Origin of the sequence: Streptomyces sp. NPDC014991, from assembly GCF_043080665.1 — a bacterium.
Lineage (GTDB): Bacteria > Actinomycetota > Actinomycetes > Streptomycetales > Streptomycetaceae > Streptomyces.
Genome location: NZ_JBIBVY010000010.1, coordinates 64,446 through 82,252 on the forward strand (window position 1 = coordinate 64,446; position 17,807 = coordinate 82,252).

General features: G+C 64.2%; 8 protein-coding genes. All 8 read right to left on the minus strand.

Annotated elements, in window-relative coordinates:
• Positions 1-11: 11 nt before the first annotated feature.
• The 8 genes from dpdD to dpdE are packed head-to-tail and all read right to left on the minus strand — an operon-like array spanning position 12 to position 17,583.
• Entirely contained in the window at positions 12-2,048 is a 2,037-nt protein-coding gene (dpdD, locus tag ACF1BE_RS17620) for a protein DpdD (RefSeq protein ID WP_392199929.1), read from the minus strand.
• Positions 2,038-2,565, minus strand: a complete 528-nt coding sequence (dpdK, locus tag ACF1BE_RS17625) for a phospholipase D-like domain-containing protein DpdK (protein WP_392199930.1) — start codon at positions 2,563-2,565, stop codon at positions 2,038-2,040. The genes dpdD and dpdK overlap by 11 nt, the downstream gene beginning before the upstream one ends.
• Positions 2,562-7,043 carry a protein DpdJ gene (dpdJ, locus tag ACF1BE_RS17630; protein WP_392199931.1) on the minus strand — a complete coding sequence of 1,494 codons (4,482 nt, stop codon included), beginning with the start codon at positions 7,041-7,043 and terminating at the stop codon, positions 2,562-2,564. Before dpdJ ends, dpdK begins: the two co-directional genes overlap by 4 nt.
• 6 nt (positions 7,044-7,049) lie before the next feature.
• The gene (locus tag ACF1BE_RS17635; protein ID WP_392199932.1) at positions 7,050-7,733 is read right to left on the minus strand and encodes a hypothetical protein; all 684 of its coding nucleotides are present in this window, start codon (positions 7,731-7,733) and stop codon (positions 7,050-7,052) included.
• Positions 7,730-10,792 (minus strand): protein DpdH, encoded by a 3,063-nt coding sequence (gene dpdH, locus ACF1BE_RS17640; RefSeq protein WP_392199933.1) that lies wholly within the window; start codon positions 10,790-10,792, stop codon positions 7,730-7,732. The genes ACF1BE_RS17635 and dpdH overlap by 4 nt, the downstream gene beginning before the upstream one ends.
• Positions 10,785-11,651 (minus strand): protein DpdG, encoded by an 867-nt coding sequence (gene dpdG, locus ACF1BE_RS17645; protein WP_392199934.1) that lies wholly within the window; start codon positions 11,649-11,651, stop codon positions 10,785-10,787. The genes dpdH and dpdG overlap by 8 nt, the downstream gene beginning before the upstream one ends.
• Positions 11,651-14,245, minus strand: coding sequence for a protein DpdF (dpdF, locus tag ACF1BE_RS17650; RefSeq protein WP_392199935.1), 2,595 nt, complete (start codon positions 14,243-14,245; stop codon positions 11,651-11,653). Before dpdF ends, dpdG begins: the two co-directional genes overlap by 1 nt.
• Positions 14,245-17,583 carry a protein DpdE gene (gene dpdE, locus ACF1BE_RS17655; protein ID WP_392199936.1) on the minus strand — a complete coding sequence of 1,113 codons (3,339 nt, stop codon included), beginning with the start codon at positions 17,581-17,583 and terminating at the stop codon, positions 14,245-14,247. Before dpdE ends, dpdF begins: the two co-directional genes overlap by 1 nt.
• Between the last annotated feature and the right edge of the window lie 224 nt (positions 17,584-17,807).

A 17,807-nucleotide genomic window follows, 5' to 3' on the forward strand; every position in this document is an offset into this window, starting at 1 on the left:
CACACGGCGTATCACCGCAGTTGAGCAGACGGGTCCTGCCTGGCGGCATGCTCGTACAAGGCGGTGATGGCTGCGTGTGTGACGGAGGCCGAGCCGGCTCCTCGGGGGTAGATGACTTCCTTGGCGTACTGACCGATGCAGTTGGTCGCCGCATGCGCAGCGCACTGCGTGATGACCACACTGAAATCCGAGTTGCGGGCCGTCTCCTTCAGATGCTTCGATGCGACCTTTTCTGCCGAGAGCACCACCTTTACACGGGGGAACTGGCGGGTGACGCGGTCGTGGACACGCTGGAGCACGCCCTCGTCCAGGCCGTAGACGAGGATCTGCGCGGTTTCGACAACCGGCTCGCTCTCCTCGGTCTGCGAGGGGGTTTGCTCAGGCCAGTCCAACCCGAGCTCTAGCTCATCACTGAGCGACCGCGCCGTTGACAGGTATGCCCCGTCGAGTCGGCGCATGTGGAGATGCAACGGGGCGAACAGGAGTTGGGCTGTCTGTACGCGGGCTGCGGGTGCCGGCGCGGCCCATGCCACCAGGCGGTCGACAAAGTCGAGGGCCTGCCCGGCCGTCTCGGGTGCGACCCATTCGTCGAACCGCAGGCTCAGCTGTTCCAGGAACTCTTCGTACTCCGCTGCCTGTGGGGCGGAGCGAAGGAACAGTTCCAGGAGCAGGTCGAGGACTGCGAGGTTCGCCGGGTCGCAGCGCTGGTTGACGATGCTCCGCATGATCGTGGTCAGCGTGTGCGGGAACGTGAGGTCTGAGCGGGTGAGTTCTTGCAGCAACGGCCCGAGCGCGTACTGCCATACGACCTCGTACTCGGCATCGGTGAGACTGCCGAACACCTCGGCCATCTCACCGTCGGATACCGAATCAGGAGGCACCGAGGTGCCGCCTCGCTGGATGTCCATCCTGCGACAGAGGTCGAAGGCAGCCTTGTCGCTCTGGGCGACAGCCGCGACCACCTCTGACCACGTGCTCAGGACCGTCTGCGCCGGCATCTCTTCACCCTCGGGCTCTGCCGCAGGTGCCACATCCGGCTGCGCCCAGTCCGGTTCCTTGGTGCCGAATGCAGGGGCTTGACGGCGGTAGAACGCGAGTGCCTCGGGCACGGCGTCGCCACGGCCTTCGGCATCGAGCAGAGCGATGCTGCGCGAGAGTTCCTCCTCTTCACTTCGCGCGTGCATGCCAACCAGCAGCACCGTGACGGCCTGCTCGCTCAGGGCCAGCAGGTCTGTATCCGCGAGCAGCGAGAGATGGCTGTCCGGCGCCTTCAATGCGTCTACGGCACGGGCCAGGTCCCCTTCAGCGAGCGCGGGTTCGATGTGCGCTGTGAACAGAGCCGACAGCACCATGTCCTTGACCAAGACTGGCGGGTCCTGAAGCAGTACTTCGCGCAGTCCGCGCAGTGCCAGGATCTCGCGCGCCCTTCCCTGCGCGGCCCACAGCCTGATCTCCAGATGTTTGACGTTGGCCGGCGAGAGGCCGCCCTGGCGGTCGATCTGCTGGAGGAGAGCCTGGGCCGTCTGTGGTGCACCGCTGAGAAGGGCTGCTTCGAAATCTGCCAGCAGACGCCCCAGCGGCTTGGGTGCGGACCAAGACCGCGCGGGGGCCCGCTCCACCACCTCTACCATGCGTTCCAGCGCAGTCCTCAGGCGCTTCCTCTCGTCCGTGTCGGCGGTCGCCTGGACGACGAAGGTGCTCCCTGCCCCGTAGCGCTGAAGGAGCGCAGCCTCATGCGGCTTGTCGAGCGCGGCAGGGGCGTCGTAGCCGTACTTCGCAAACGAGGGGCCGACGAACGCCACCAGGAGGTCGCGAACAGCGGTGAGTTCCTCGCGCCGGCGAGGAATCACGTAGTAGGCCATGCGCTGCGTCTTCTCGTTCAGCCACGGCAGCACCATCGGCGACTTGCGGTACTTGACGGCCGCATCCCGAAGCAGCGTGATGCCGCGCGGGTACTTACCAGCATCGTTGCGGTCCCGATGAAGGAAGTGGTCCACGAACTGCTGTGTACCGGTCGCCTGTTCTGCTGCTTCTTCCTCAGACGCCACGTGCCGTCCATTCATGCTGGTAGTCCACTATTGCCTGCGCCGCAGCCGGTTCGTCCAGCGAGTAGGTGATCTTTTCCTTGTTTCGGGCAAGGCCGTTGCGCGTGAAGTTCATGGAGCCTTCGAACATCCAGCCCGGGCCCACCAGGCTCTTCTCGTGAATCACCTCGTCCCGGAAGACCGCCAGATCCGTACTCTCGTCACAGCCCAAGTCGAGGCGCTCGAGGAAAAGTGCGTTCGCAGGAGCGTCCTGGGTTACTACGCGCACGGCGGTACCGCTGTTCGCCAGCATTAGCAGCAGGTCGGACAGCCGGCACTGCAGTGGGGGATTTTCGCCCAGAAGGTAGTCGAAGGAGCCGTCAGCGTTGTCGACCAGGTCCACATCACTGACCCAGGCAGACACCAGCCAGACCTCACCGCCGGGCGCGGACAGTTGAGCCAGCAGCGCCGTCCGGATCAGTGAGTCCGCGCGTAGGGCGCTGCGCGCATTGGTGCGCAGTGTACGAGGAGGGACTGTCACTGCTCGGACTCCTTGATGACGGCCTTCACGACGACCTCGCGGCTGTCCCGGTACACCTGGGTCACCTCGCCGTACAGCTTGAGACTTCCACGGTCCACGCGCAGGGCAGGGATGTTCAGCAGTACACGGCGCAGCAGTTCGGGCCGGTCCAGGGGAACGACCACTTCGGCGGCAGGATGCGATGTGAGCACCTGGGCATACCGGGTGGGCCAATCCGGCGATGTGGCATCCAAGCGCGGCCATGCTTGCGCGTGCACGGCAGCTGCCAGAAGCCGGTCCAGGATCTGCGGGTTGTCCACCGCACGGTAGGGCTGGTAGGAGTCCAGATGGTAGTTCCGTGCCTGGTCACCCCGGGGCCACAGGATGCTGAAGGCCTGGTCCGGGCTGATCTTGTGAGGCAACTGGATCTTGGACGCGCCTACGGCGTAGGCGATGACCCGGGAGTCGACCTCGATCCCGGTTGCTTCTTCCAACTGATCCCATGCCTGCACCAGGGCAAGGGCCGTCGCGTCGGTCAGGCTGTCGGAGCCGCGGCGAAGCAAGCGCATCGCAAGCGAGGCGACATCACCGTGCCGCGGCGCACCATCCAGTTCGCTCCAGGCGGACCGGATGCGCTGCAGTGCGTTCTTGCTGTCCTGAGCCGACGCTGCGGTGCGCATCTCGCTCATCGCCTGGGCCAACTCGCCATGGGGTTCCCCTTCCACCACATGACGGAGCAGATTCGTCAGCCGTACATCTGTCTGCTCGAAGTTGTTGGGACGCAGAGCCGAGCTCACTAGGCTCCAGAAGCGGGCAGGATCACGCCCGTAGGTCTCCGCCAACTTTTCCACCACGCCGAGTCCGCCCTCGGACGTCTCGCTGATCCAGATGTGATCCGGTGCCGCACCGGTACCCGGCACCACGTCGAGCGTGAGGTCCTGGTCGCGTGCGTCGGGACAGGCTCGGGTCACAGCCTCCAGGATCGCGGCGGCCAAGGTGTCTCGGTAGGCGCGGCGGGCCAGGTCAGCTGTGCGGATATGGAGGATCTCGCCGAACAGCAGTGCGCCGGCGTCGTCCAGCACGGTCACGACATCGGGGTTTTGGCTGAGTTCCTGCAGATCGCTGATGACACGGTCGGCAGGACTGCCGAGGTCCGCAGGCGAGGCAGAGGGATCCTGCCTGTACAACAGCGGGATGACCTTCGTGATGCTGTCCCGCCAGGCGCCCTGCGACAGTCCCGCGTGAATCGCCTCGGGCTTGGCGCCCTCCAACCCCTCGAGCGCGAACGCGGAGAGGTAGACCAGGGTCAACCATCCACGCTGGAACGAGTTGGTGGTCGCAGCGATCCGCTGGTCCTCCAGGACGGTGTTCACAAACGCCTTCGAACGCCACTGGGGAGAGTTCAAATGCTCCACCACGCCCGGCACGGAGAGATCCAGGGGCTTGATCCGTATGTGGACGGCGTCGACGGACGAGGTGAAGCCCATGGCTGCCCTCGCCCCCTCGAGGACGTAGCTGACCTGCACCTTGTGCCGCTTGCCCGGCTTGCCATTGATCACTTCAGCCACAGCGCCATAGGTCATCCGGCGCACCTCGGTGGGGTTGCTGGAGGCGTGAGTGGCGAACCCGATGGACAGCACCTGATCCCGCCATTCGGGCACTTTCGGTACGTCCGCTGCAACCGGCGGACCCGCAGGGTTGTCCACGAATTGGGTGGCCCACAACGGGATGCCTTGCGAGGAGGTCCCAATCTCCTTGTCCGGCTGCGCAAGTCTGATCCGCCGCGGGCGAGTGACCTCGACCGTCTGCACATCCGTGCGGCCCGTGTTCCAACGGCCCTGCCGCTCCGACGCGTCGAGAATGCTCCCCAGATCGATCACCGCATCATCGACGTCGGTGGGAACTTCCAGCCACGTGCGGTGACGGTCGTCGCGATACCCGAAGCGGCGGCTGACACGGCCGGGCACCGCTTCCCGCAGCGCGCGGCCTACGGGCAACCTGTCTTCGTCCTCGGATGTGGCGAAGGGGAGATCAAAGCTCACCTCCGGAAGATTCAGCGGAGCAAACAGCGAGGCCGTGACGAACTCGGGCAGAAAAGCCTTCCGGTCGACTGCGCCAGGATCCTGATGGATCGGCGACGCGCCGACCGTAAGACGTCGCAGGAGAGTCGGAGCGACTGCCAGCAGCAAGGACCGGGGCTGCTCCCACAGCAGGGCCTGCACTTCGTCGGGGCTCAGGCGCAGCGCGCCTCGCAGATGGTTGGCCAGGGAGCGTAGGAGGGTGTCGTCCCCGCCGAGGAGTCTCTCCAAATCCTCGGTGATCGCCCTCCGGGCGGCGGGCAACTGCTTATTTTTGGAGTCGGGGCAGGTGTTTCCTGTCGCTAGTGTTCGGGCGCTGACCCACAGGCTGCGGTGACGCAGTCGGTTGCCGAGCCAGTCGATGAAGGCCTGAGCGCCTTGGATTTTGATGATGTGGCGGTTGTGCACTGGCAGGGTGCGAGGGGTTACCTCGGGAGCGAACAGGGACACGTAGTCCTGGTAGGCCAACCGGTCTCGGCCGAAGTCGGACAGGGCGACGATCGTGAGTGGGCGTGTGCCCCTCTCACGTCCGGCCCGGCCCCGGCGCTGCAGGAAGGATGCCGGATCGCGAGGCGCCTTGTGCTGGACCACTAGTCCGACGTCGGGATCGTTGAAACCGACTTCGAGCGAGGCTGTCGCGACGACAAGATCGGCATCCGTGTCGACGCCCGCATCCTGGGAGGATGTCCGGCCGATCCTCAACGGACGCTGGCTCAGGTCGGCACTGAGGCTGTGCCCGATCAACTCCGGAAGGTTCCAGGACTGGCCCGCGAGGTAACGCTCCTCTTCGGCCGGCAGGTCCATGGAGCGCAGAGCCGCCAGGACTGGAGCGTCCCACCGTCGCCGGTTTCTTCCGTACTGCCCGCCCTCTGCGTCCCGAAGGTCGTCATAGAGGCGGTTGGTGACATCCAGGTCGTCGGTGAACAGGAATCCCTTGGTCCCGTGCAGCGTCGTGCCGGCCGGCCGATTCCTGTCGAGCAGGCGTCCGTGGAGCATTGCCGTCTGGATAGTGGTGGACAAAAGGCTTGTACCCGACAAAGGGTCGCCGCGCAGCGCGAGGTGATACTCGCGGCCCTCCGACTCCATGTCCCTGCTGTGCGGCTCGATGAGCGTGACGCTTTGCGCAGGGAGCCCGACGAGTTCTGCCATGAAGCGGTCAGCCTGACGCAGGGTGGCGCTCAGCCCGACGAAGGTGACGGCGCCGCGGCGTGCGTGACGCCAGCGCCGCAGCAGCAGGGCTGTTTGGGCACCCGTGGAATCGGAGTAGGTGTGCACTTCGTCGAGCAGGACGACACGGGGGCCGTACCCCGTCCAGCCGAGAGTCCTGCTCAACTTCGACCCAGCGCTGTTGCGGTTGAGCATCTCCGTCGTGGTGAAGAGCAGCTTGGGCAGAACCCTGTTGATCGACTCCCGGGTGAGGGCCATGACCCCGTCAGGTATCTCCCCCTCCTTGCACTCGGAGCACCGCAGCGCCTCAATATTGCGGACTCTGTCCTGGTCGGACCAGAGCATGGCGCCGCCGTCCCCGGTCGGACACGTCAGATAGGGACAGACGCGCGCCCCTCCCTGTTCGGCCCACTCATAGGTTCCATGCGTCACGTCGTCGCTGTTGGGCGGTGTACGCCCGTAGAGCACGCCGATGGTGGGACTGGGCAGGTCTCGCTGCCGCAGTTCAAGGGTGTTCCTGATTGCTTCACGCAACTGGTCACGCAGCAGTTCGATGCGCGGATACAGCGCGAGGGTGTGCACCCCCGTGCCCTTGTGGTTGGCCATCGCCGCGAAGGCCGGAAGGTAGAACGCGAGGGTCTTGCCGCTACCCGTGCCGGCACCGACCACGACGCCACGCGAATCCCCGCTCGCCAGGGAGTTGGTGACGGCTTTGGTGGCGTCGACCTGGAAACGTGAGAGGGCATACGAGCCGATCAGAACCCCGGCGACCGTGGAATGCATCGCAGTCCACCCTGTCGTCGCCTCCATCTCGATGATCGCCTGTGCGGCCGAGACCTCACGCTTGGGATAGTGGCGCTCGGAGACGTGCAGGCGGTAGTCGGCGACCAGAGGCTTGCCTCTCTCCCACCAGTCATCCGGCAGCGGACGACCAGGCCAGGGGCCGAAGATCTGCCGCAGAGAGGCAGTCAGCCGAACCCCTTCGGCGAACCGTGTCCGATACCGCTCGGCTCCGCCGAAGGGGACGTAGAAGAGAAGCTGCTGATTGATCAGCGCCGACTTCAACTGGTCGGCGTCAGAGAACAGTGACGCCGCGTCCTCGTCCTTGTCGAGTACCGACCACAGAGCATCCTCCACCTCTTCCCCGGAGAGGGCGCCGTCGGTGACGCCCCATTCAAGAAGGGGCAACTCCTGCTCCTCCAGGGCAGTGAGTGCTTTCCCCAAAACGGCGCGGCGCAGTGTCGTTGATGCCACAGGTTGTCAGTTCGCCTTCCGAGTGACGGTGTACCAGCTGTCCTGGTCATACTCTCGCAGCAGCGCGATGTCAGCGTCCGTGAGTTCGCCAAGAGTGACCCCACCGGCATCCAGCCGGTTGATGAGTTCGACGAGCCCCTGCGGTGCATCGGCCGGCGCATGCTGAAGGAGCGCCGAGAGCGTGTCGCGAGCGCTGCAGAACGTCAGGATGCTGGCGCTGTCGACCTTGGGGCGGTTGGCCTTGACCTTCATCGACTCATAGAGCTCCGTCGCCTCCAGCCGCTCATCGGGGCCGAGAGTGACAAACCGAGCAGGGGATACCTCTTGGATCCGTGCAGTGGCCCACGCCGTCCAGATCTGCCTAAGAGATGCACTCAGCTCGCTGGCGAACCCCTCCAAGGCGCGCTTGGCGTCGAGGAAAACCTGGTCGATGGGCAGACCGCCCCGCGACTTCGATCCGAGCTTGGCCCGTGCAGCCTCGAACCCGGACACATCCAGAGCCTGGCCGGTGCGCTCGCGCAGCAACACTGCGGTCTGTCGCTGGACCGTCGCAGCCTGCAACGCTGTACGCACCTCATCGATACGCCGGAGCACCCGCTCCTGGTCGTCCCGCTCCTTCTCGCTCTCAGAGATGCTGCGAACAATGTTCTGCAACTCCTGAGCCTTCTCCGGAACCGTCACGCTGCTCACTTGTCTGCCTCCCCGTGGATACTGGCGCCATCTACGGCCTGCTTCCATTCGGCGAGGAGGCCTTCCAACTGCTCCGCGGCGTCGCTGACCGCGTTCTGGCTCTGCATGCGTGCCGCAGCCAGGGCCGTGTCCAGCGAGGAGTCAGCCACCTTGAGGTAGTCGCGCATCTCTCGCAGATGTGGTGATCGCAGCGGGGCTGCCACAGCAAGGAGGCTTTCGACCGACTCGTCCTGGAGGTTGTCGGCGACGCGAGACAGTTCCTTCTCCGTCTCGGGCAAAGTGCTCCAGTCGGCGTCCGCGACGGCCGCAGCCTTCATCTCCAGTTCGGGCCCCTGAGGCCCTGTAATAGCCTGGGCATTGGCCATCTGCAAGGCAGCGGACACCTGTTGGACGACTCGGGTGCCAGGTCCGCTGCCCTTGGGGAAGCGCTCTCGGATCTCACTGAGAAGTCTGCGCAGTTCCTGAAGTTGACCGCGTACTATGGTTTCCCATCCTGCGCGCACGGGGGCGGCGGCACCCTTGACCCATGCCGGAAGTTCTGTGTCCGACAAGTCCCACTTCGTCGCCGCCTCCTTCATAAGTGGAAGGGCGCGGGCAGCGTCAATGACGTGGACCGCTCCTGTGGCACCCTGGCCAATTCCAAGGGAATTCAGCAGCGTGTCCACGAGCCTGCTGCGATGCTCCATGTGCGCATCGAATCGCTTCATCCATGCCTCAGTGCGCGAAGACGCATCCGGCCGCGCCCACTCTTGTCCTGCGTCGAATGCTGCGGCGTACAAGGCGTCGATCGGCATCCCGGGAACGACACGTCCGGCCAGTGCCGCGCCGAGCAAAGAAACGCGCAACCCGACGACCAAGTCCTTGTCGGTGCGTTCCAGGTACCGTGCGACGCGCTCTCGCATGGCAGGCCTGGCCTCGTCAGCGATGCTGGCGAGGCGAACGATGTCCTTACCGCGTACCCCGTCTGCCGCATCCGCGGAAAGTCGGATGAGGCTCTTAAAGAACTCGCCAGTCGCAGGGTTGCGCTTGAGAACGATGGGCGCTCCTGCACTCAGTCCCTCTGAGCTTGCATCCTCGATGGAGACCTGGTTCGATTTGACGTTCTTCAGATACCAGCCAGACTGGCCGGCTTCGGTGAGGCCCACCGGCTTTACCGGAGGAGTGAGCCATTCCTCCCTGTACAGAACCGATCTTGAAATGATGGTGCGAACGATGTTTGCCTCGTCCGCGGTGAGGCGAGAACCTGTGGCGGCCCAGTTTTCCACCACCTGAATCTTGCGCTGCAGAGCGGGGAGCGCTTTGGGTGGCGGCGGCGGAGTGCTATGGTCCTTCTGCGGGATGGCCTGACCGGAGTCCACCGGGGGGAGCGGCTTGTCGGCCAGGTCGTCAAGGGTCATGTCAGGCAGGGAGAATGCCTCACCGATGCCCTGATGAAGATTCATCAACTGAGGCGGAGCATCGGCCCAGAACTCCAGCGCTGCCCGCCGACGCTTGGCGTTCAGAGGGTCGTGAGTCTCGATATCGTCGCTGACGCTGTTGGGCAACGCCCGGTCGACGCTGCTGACGGTCTTGTAGTTTTCCTGGAAGAAGACGCTCGGGAACTCGCCCTTTCTGATCGCGCCGTATGCGTCGGTCAGGATCGGGATGACTCCGCTGCCGAGGACATCGCGGGGTACGAAGGCGTACGGGTTCTCGGCCAAACCGTGAACGATACGAGTCAGAGCCGGACGATTGAACGGATAAAGACCGAACCCCTCGACGGATGCACCGAAAGAATCATGGCAAAGGCTCTTTACGGGGCACTCATCGCACTTGTTCGGGACTGCACCGCTGCCCGCGCTCTCGAGTGCACCACGCCCCACTCGGGCGGCGTTGAGGTACCTCGCGACGAAGGATGCGATGTCCTCTGTGCCGGTCTTGCCATCTCCCAGGACAATGTCCAGGTTGTAGACGAATCCTCCGGTGGAAGCCCCGATCCGGGTGGCTGCGGTTTCCGGGAGATCGTGGAAATAGCCGCTCGTGATCGCCATGAGGGTTCGCATGGGCGCGAGGACCGTCTGCCCTTCCCGCTGCGACGTCTCGGTGATTGCGTCGAGCAAGTCACTCTGTACACCTTGGATCAGTGCAAAGTCCTCCACCAGAAGGATGATCTCCTTGCCCTGGCGGGCGTAGATCTCCCGTACCTTCTGCATCGCTCCCAGGAGGCGACCGCCTCCGAGCGACGACAGTTCCCGAACGGCCCTGTCCCAGTGCTCGTTGAGCAACTCCACGGCTAGTGACTGCAGTTCAGGCCTGGACATAAGGAAGCCGAAGATCTGCCGGGTAGGTGCTGCCATGTCGCCGGCAATGGCATCCGGGCTCAAGGGGAGGTCTTCCAGAGAGAAGCGGGGAGGGCGCTCCTCACCAGTCTCTCGATCGCTCAAGAAGTGCTGGGCGAACTGGGGAATGAACTTGCCGGTCGCAAGCATCTGATCCTGCAGAAGCGGATCTTGCAGAAGAAGTGAGATGCCTCGCGGGCCGACAAGTTGACGCTTCTTTCCCGAGACTGAATCTCTGCCGAGGTCTGCCAGGGCGACGCTCAACTGGGTGATGAGACGGCGCGCTAGTGAGGCAGCGGTGAAGGCCCCGGTGGTATGGCGGATGTCCTTGCGGATCTGCTCGATCTCTTCGTCCTCCACACCGTCGAGGAGGGAGTCGATGACGTGCCGCAAACTCGTCTTGGACTTTTCGAGGTAGATGATCTTCCGCTGGTCGGAGGGCTGGATGTTCTCCCGGATCCAGCGGACCAGATGGGACTTGCCGGACCCCGACTCACCGACCACCGGCAGGAGCAGTGTTCTGGTGTTCGTGCGCCGGTTCAGGAAGTCGTCGAGGATTTCCTTCTCCGTGACGCTGTCCCCGGTGGGGCTGAACGACCGGCCATTGATTCGAGAACGCTGGATGCTCAGCGGAGTGTGCGTGGAGAGGAAGACGGCGGGCGAGGCGACGACCGCCTCCGTCTGGATCGTGGAAATCACGTTTTCCACGTCCCAGCAGACGTATCGCTTGAAATCAGACATTAGCGATCTCCTGCCGCATGATGGAGGAACAAAGGCGCATGGACAGGCGCTCGGGGTCCTGCAACTTGATCGGTTGCTTCGCGTCTGAATCGGTGCTCATGACGAGCCACTTTTCGTGCTCGCCTCTCATCAGAGCGAAGGACAGTGCCGTGCCGGCGGTCCGGTCGTCCGGCGATTCATAGCCTGAACTCTCCGAGATGTCCCCACCAGGGAGGATGGGAAGGTGTTCACGCAGCAGACGCAGGACATCCAGAGCGTCCGCAGGAACGTCTGCGGGCAAGTGTTCTTGCAGAACCTGTTGAACGGCGCGAGTGCAGTCGGGAATATAGCGTTGGGCGATGTGCGGAGCAGAGGCACCCAAGCCGAGAGTTGTCGCCCAGGCTGTGAAGGGTGACCATCGTGTGCGGTTCAGAAAGACCAACTCTCCGTCTGGAGCGTCCGTCTGGTGATGAACCTCAACGATGCTCCAAGTGAAGGACTCCGAGAACGGATCCCGGTTCAGGCTCCACACGAGAGCCCGCCGCAGGTCATCGGCGATCTCGGCCGGCTGGTGCCCTCGAAGGCCCAGCACGGCGGAACGCAGCGCGCCTTGAAAGGCGGCATAGTTGTCCGATCGTAGGTCGGCAAGGGCACCCGCCAGAATCCATTCTTGATCATCGCCGCTTTCTTCGGCGAGCCCCAGGGACCGCAGCGTCGCGAGTGCGTAATGGACGGTGGCGAGTTTCTTCGGGTCGCGGCTGTGCGGCTCGAGGAAGCGACGGAGGGTGTCGTACGCGACAGGCCCGGACTGCGAGGCGAGGAAGCGTACGACGACCCAGATCTCGCCGGGATGCGGCACGGGCGTATTGAGCAATGCCATTACCTGAACTCGCTTCTCACTTGCTGGATGTGCAAGGACGGATGGGTCGTCACGAAGGACACACCAGGCCTGGTCGGGTCCTCAACTTGTCGCGGAAGCAGGAGATACAGAGGCTCTCCGTCCTCGAGCCGGTACCGGAGGTCTTCGTCGAGAGGCAATGCTGTGTCCTCAGCGACCCAGGCGATCGTGGCTGCGGTGCCACTGTCCACCAGGCTTCCGTCGTGATCGACGAGCACCGGGTGACCTGGCGCCTGTTCCTGTATCTGCTGGGCCATCTCCGCGCCAACGCCAGGGCCGGCGAAGTGGGATACACCCGACCGCGCCAGTTTCACCAGCACGGGGAGCAAGTGCTCCTTACGTTCCGCAGGGTCCTGCCAGTAGATGCTGAAGTGCGAGGTCTGCGGGTGCAGATGGGCCAGCGGGCTGTCGGACGGCGGCCACTCAACAGCGGCCGGATTCGGTGAGAGCGGCTTGCGGTAGTGGGACGTTGCCCCCTCGAGCGGAAGCTCCTGCCGCCGGCACACAGGACATCCGCGGCAGGCTGCCATCGTGTAGTGACGCCCACCGTTGGCTCCCGTAATTGAGTAGTACTCGGCCAAGGTGTCCGCAGCGCACCGCTCCTGACGCAGGACGGTCAACATCGCGTGCAGAGAGTTGCGCTGGGCAACCTTGATGCCCGAGCGGATGCGGTCGTAGGCGACGCGGAAGTACTCCGCATCGTTGGTCTGCCCTTCCACCAATTCGATCTCGATCCGGTCCTGGACAGTTTCATAGAACGCCGTCATCCGCTCGTCCCAGTCCGAGAGGTCTTCGTCGGACTGACGTACTGGAGGCGTGGGAGGGAACGCCTTGATCATCCCGATGCGATCCATCAGGTTGAGCAGGCGAACATTCCAGTCCCTGTGCGTGGCGTAGCCCACGGACATCCGGGGCGGCCGCACGGTCAAGTCGAGCAAGTACCGGTTTTTGCGCAGGTGCTGCCCCTTGGTGAACATCGCTCGCCACCGTCCCCAGGCGGTGTCAGCCAGGAGGATCTTCTGCTCGTTCAGCGACTGGGCTGTGCGTTGGTCCCCAGGTGCCGATGCCAGGTAGGCAATCGAGGGACTGCCGTCGCGGCCGCCGCGGCCGACCTCCTGGTAATAACGGTCCACGGTTTCGGGCACACAAGCGTGCACGACACTGCGTACATCGTCGAGGTCGACACCCAGCCCGAAAGCAGAGGTGCCGACGACGAGGTCGTACTGGGTCGTGATAGCACCATGACTCGTGCGGCCCGACCAACCCTCGAGCGCACGACGGCGCCCAACGTCATTGACGTCCCCGTGGACGACGGCGACCCGTTGCATCCCTGCCGCGTGCAGCGTCTCGGCCCACATGTTGGCGTGCTTCTTCTCGGTCGTATACAGCACCATCGGTTTCGGTAGGCGCGCAACAGCCCGAAGAACAGCCTGGGACCGCTCCCCTTCCGAGTCGAAGGCGTCCACGAAGTAGGCAGGCTCGCTGCGCAGTTCAGAGGCCCAGAGCACTTTGGTGTGTTCACCGGAACCGAACAGGTCCCTGAGTGTCGTGACCTGCTGCTCGGTGAGCGTGGCACTCATCGCGACTGTCCTGGGCGCACACCCCTTGGGCGCGATCTCTCGCCAAGCCCGGTGGGGGGCAGCAAGGCTTTGGAACTCCGAGCGGAACTCGTTGCCCCACTGTTCGACGAGGTGTGCCTCGTCCAGGATGACGTAGTTCAGGTGCCCGTCCTGAGCAGCATCGCGAAGGGCTTTGCTCAGCCCAGCGACAACAGCCTCCGGAGAAGCGATGACCAGTGCCTGCCGCCCGGTTGCAATGTCCGATCGCATCCGCTCCTTGTCGGCCTGGTCCAACTCGCCGAAGTAGGCGTACCGCTTGTGCAGAGCGTCAGGATCACGCTTGCTCAGCAACTCGCGGACACGTCGCTCCATGTCCATCGCTAGAACGACAGTGGGCACGACCATCAACGACACGCCACTGCTCTGGCCGGCCAGCATGGCGCCTGCCAGTGCCACCGGCGTTTTGCCATGGCCGGTGGGCAGGCAGATCAGGAGTGTCTCACCTGGCGGCATCAGAACGAGCGAGCGAGCCGCTTGGCGCTGGCCCTGGGAAAGGTAGTGGTCGTAGGAGAGGACGTCCTTCCAAAAGGGGTCGGCTGGCGCAGCTTCCAGGACTCGGCGCAGGATGGAGTCCTTGCCCAGGACTGCCTCACGGACCTGAGTAAGCCCTGCTTCTTGCGCCGCTCCGGCACCCTCCTGCGGAGCCCATTCCTGGCCTCGTACAAGCACACGGCTCCCGTCGACCACCACGTCACAATCGCCCTGCCGCCACTGATCAACAGTGGGCAGGCCCGCTCGCAACGGCACCGACAACCGGCCTGTCCGGCCCAGCGCCTGGTGGTGTAGCAGCAGTTGCCGAGTCAGCGAGACGATGTCCAGCCAGCCGGCAGCGCCGTTCCGGAGCCCGGCCAGGGCATCTCCCAAACGGCGCAGAACACCCTTGGCCAGTACGTTCGGCTTCACCTCCGGCCACTCATTGAGAAGGTGTTGAGCGCTCACCCATGCGTCTTCAGACATCAGTAGGCCAGTTCCAGTCCTCGGCGCACCAGGCAAGCAGCCGCCACGACGCGGACAGCCGGTTGCGACAGCCCCTCGGCGAGCGAAGTCAGTACCTTCGCGTCGGTGACCAGGCTTTCGGTGTCGCGCAGTAGTCGGCCAGCGGCCTGCCGGGCCTGGGCCTGCGAGTGCAACACCGCGGAAACCTCGAGCGCCTTCTGCTGGGCGTCCTGGCAAACCGTTGCGAGATCTGTGTGCTGGTGCAGGAACCTCAGCGCTGCCTGCTGTGCATCACGGACGTACGTAGCCGCGTGCTCCTGGCCTCCGAACAGTTCAAACAACTCCGAGACGCGCTGGCTGTTGTAGTTGCGGTCACCCTTGCTCTTGTCGTAGCGACGATTCAGAAAGGCCAACTGGCCGTCCACGGTCACGGGCTGGTTCGTGCCCGACTCGATCCAGACGCGCCTGATGATAGGAGGCAAGATCCGATCGGCCTGGCGGCGTAGAGCCCTTGCCGCGTCCGTGCTCTCTTGGACGTGCTCCAGCGCGACAGAGGTGTCCGCCTCGATGAGAAAATCGAAACCGAAGTACGGCTGCGGGTCGTGCCCCGGTGGCATCCCCCGGTCGATCCGCCGGAAGGCGGCACTCTGCCCGAGACTGTCATTGAGGACAGCATCGGACAGCATGTCTACCAAGGGATTGCCGACGCGGAACAGCCGTGCGTCCCGACTGCGCAGCGCACGGGACCGGTTGAACATCGCATGAGCGATCTCATCGTCTGGGATACGATTCTTGATTCGCTCCCAGTGACGGGGAGCAAGAAGCGGACGGCTCGAACCGTTGTTGATCAGGAAGCGCCGAGCCGGGGATCCCTCGAGGGAACGATCGAGGGAAGACAGCTTGATCCCTCCTCCAGCGGCGTCCGTGTAAGCCAGGAGCGCCCCTTCCATGTCGGACCAGTCACGCTCGACTTCAGTCAGTGCAGCCGGGACGCTACGCAGACGCTGCGACGACACGTGGATGCTTTCCAAAAGGTCCATTTTGCGGATCTCGTCGCGCACCTTGCCGAGCCGGGCAAGCACGTCCTGCTGCTGCGCCACAAGCCCTTCCGGTCCGTCCTCAACCGCCGCGGTCCATACAGTCTTGACTGTCTGGGCTATGGCGTCCTGGAGGGTGGAGACGGAACCGTCGAAGACCTTGTAAGCATCCCCGAGCAGGGTGGCCCATGCCTCGGTAAAGGAGCCGTCGGGGCCATTGTCCTCGGCCAGTCGGAACTGGGGCGCGGAACCAGTGGCTCCGGGCAAAGTCGAGCCCGGGTAGCGGTCGGCGCGGCCCAGACGCTGTTCCAGTTGGTTGGGCGACCAGGGAAGCCTCATATGCACGACGCAGTCGGCTGCCTGCAGGTTTAGACCGTCTTCGGCCGTGTCGTCGGCCAGGAGCACCGCATGCTGGGGCAGGCGATCGGCCCACCGAGAGATCTCGGTCGCCGCCTTGGTCGCGCCCAGCGTACGCGTGTGCTGGGCGGTCACTACCTTCGGAAAGTCACGGCGCAATCTGCCTGCGAGTGCGTCAGCCAGCCGGCCGGGTCCACAGAAGACGACGGTGCGCTTTGCCTTGCGTATCACGGGAAGAAGCGCCCGGATGACGTGCTTCAAGTTCTCCTCGCTCGGCTCGGCCCCCGCAGGCCAGTCTTCCTCGGCCTCGGCCAGCACGGTCTTCTCACAAGCAGCCACCGGCACGCTGGTGAGCAGTTCCCTCTCCCGCGGTGAGAGCCCGGCACGTTCGCCAGCACCGGTGTCGCCCATCACCCGCCACCGGAGCGCATCGATGGCGTCGTACGGAAGCGCGAGTGCCCGCGAGGTGAGAATCGCCAAGGGCATGGCAAACTGGGAAAGCTGATCACTCATCCCCTCGTTCTCCAGGTGCTCGCGCACCGTGCTCCACCAGCGCATCACGAATGCACCCCCGGCCTCTACGACCGTCGAGGGCGAGTGGATGAGTCCGGGGCGCTGACGGCCGCGCACCTCATAGGGGAGTGCCTCGGCGTCCGGGCCGCTGCCCTCCTGCAGCACCGCTTCACGCCGGTTGCGAATCACTCGGCGGTGGATCCGGTACGTCTCACTGATGTGAGCTCGCAGCTCAATGACCCGACGGGCGAACTCACCCTGCGCTTCAGGGTTGATCAGCTCGTCCTCCTCGTCAAGCATGCCGAGGACCTCATCGGCGAGCTGAGCCAGACGGACATCACTGGAGGGAACCTGTGCTCGGATCTCCCTGATGGAATCCCGGATGACATACGTGTACTCCGGGTCCAGGGAGTAGACCGAGTTGGCCAGTTCCTCGCGCATGCGGTAGCGGTCCTCGAAGTCCTGGCGCCGCTCCCACGAGTAAAGCTCTTTGTCGAGCAGGTGAAGCAGACCGAGGTTCGTCAGGTATCCGGACGTCACGGGGGTGGCCGACAGCAGCAGCAGCCGCTTGGCCGAGTGCGCGAGTTCGCACAACTCCTTGTAAGGCGTCTCATCCGGACCTGCCTGCACCAGTGCGTGGGCCTCGTCCACCACGACGAGGTCGGCCAGCCTGTATCCAGCCCAATCTTCGGGGGTCTCGTGGCTGGTGACGACGACCGTCGCATCCGGGAAGTCCCCGATGTGGAACTTGTCCTTGAGTTCGGACAGCCACTGTCGGTGAAGAGCGGCCGGCGAGACGACCACCACACAGGCACCGGGATTGTCGATGAGAATCTGGCGCACGACGTACCCGGCCTCGATCGTCTTCCCGAGGCCAACCTCATCGGCCAGGAGGTACCGCTGTACCGGGTCGGAGAGGACCGTGAGCGCGGCGTTCACCTGGTGCGGAAAGATCTCCACCGTTGACGAGAGAAACGTGCTCATGTCAGCGCAGGCGCCACGCTGCCGGACGAGGTTCTTAAGGATCGGGAGCCTTGCGTCCCTGTACGGCGTCGTACTGCCGCCGCGGACTGTCAGATCCGCTGCGGGGTCCAACACAGGGCGATCCCAACGCACGTAGAGATGTTCCTCACGAACAGGTAGGTCGTAGTCCACATTGGGGAACCGCACGATGTAGGAGCGTTGTGCGGGCTCTGCCTGTATCACTCGACCCGCGTTCCATAGGCCGTCCGGGCTCCGCCACCAGATTCGCTCCTCGCGCTCCAGGAGGACCCGTTGGCCCAGGTGGTCCGCCACCCATTGCGACTGTGCGATCGTTGCGGCCGGCGACTCGAAGTAGTCAACGCGGATACGCCCCGCGTCTACCTCCCCGACTTTGCCGATCCCCGGACCCCCCGGTATACGCACAAAGGTACCGAGTTGTCTTGCGCTGCTCACGTGGCCCTGTTTCACGATCTTGCCCCCACCTGTTGTGCAGGTTGCCCTCCCCAGGGCGTGGCGCCCCCCGACGCCGTAGCTGCATATCCTTCACCATTTGATCACAAGCTCTCCGGGTTGTTGAACCCTTGAGGATGTGTCGTCTGGGATGCTGTACCACCCCACAGATGTAACGTGCAACGGATGATAGGGGGCGGCGATGCCTCTCGTCATCGTTTCCGCAGGTCGGATGCCAAAGT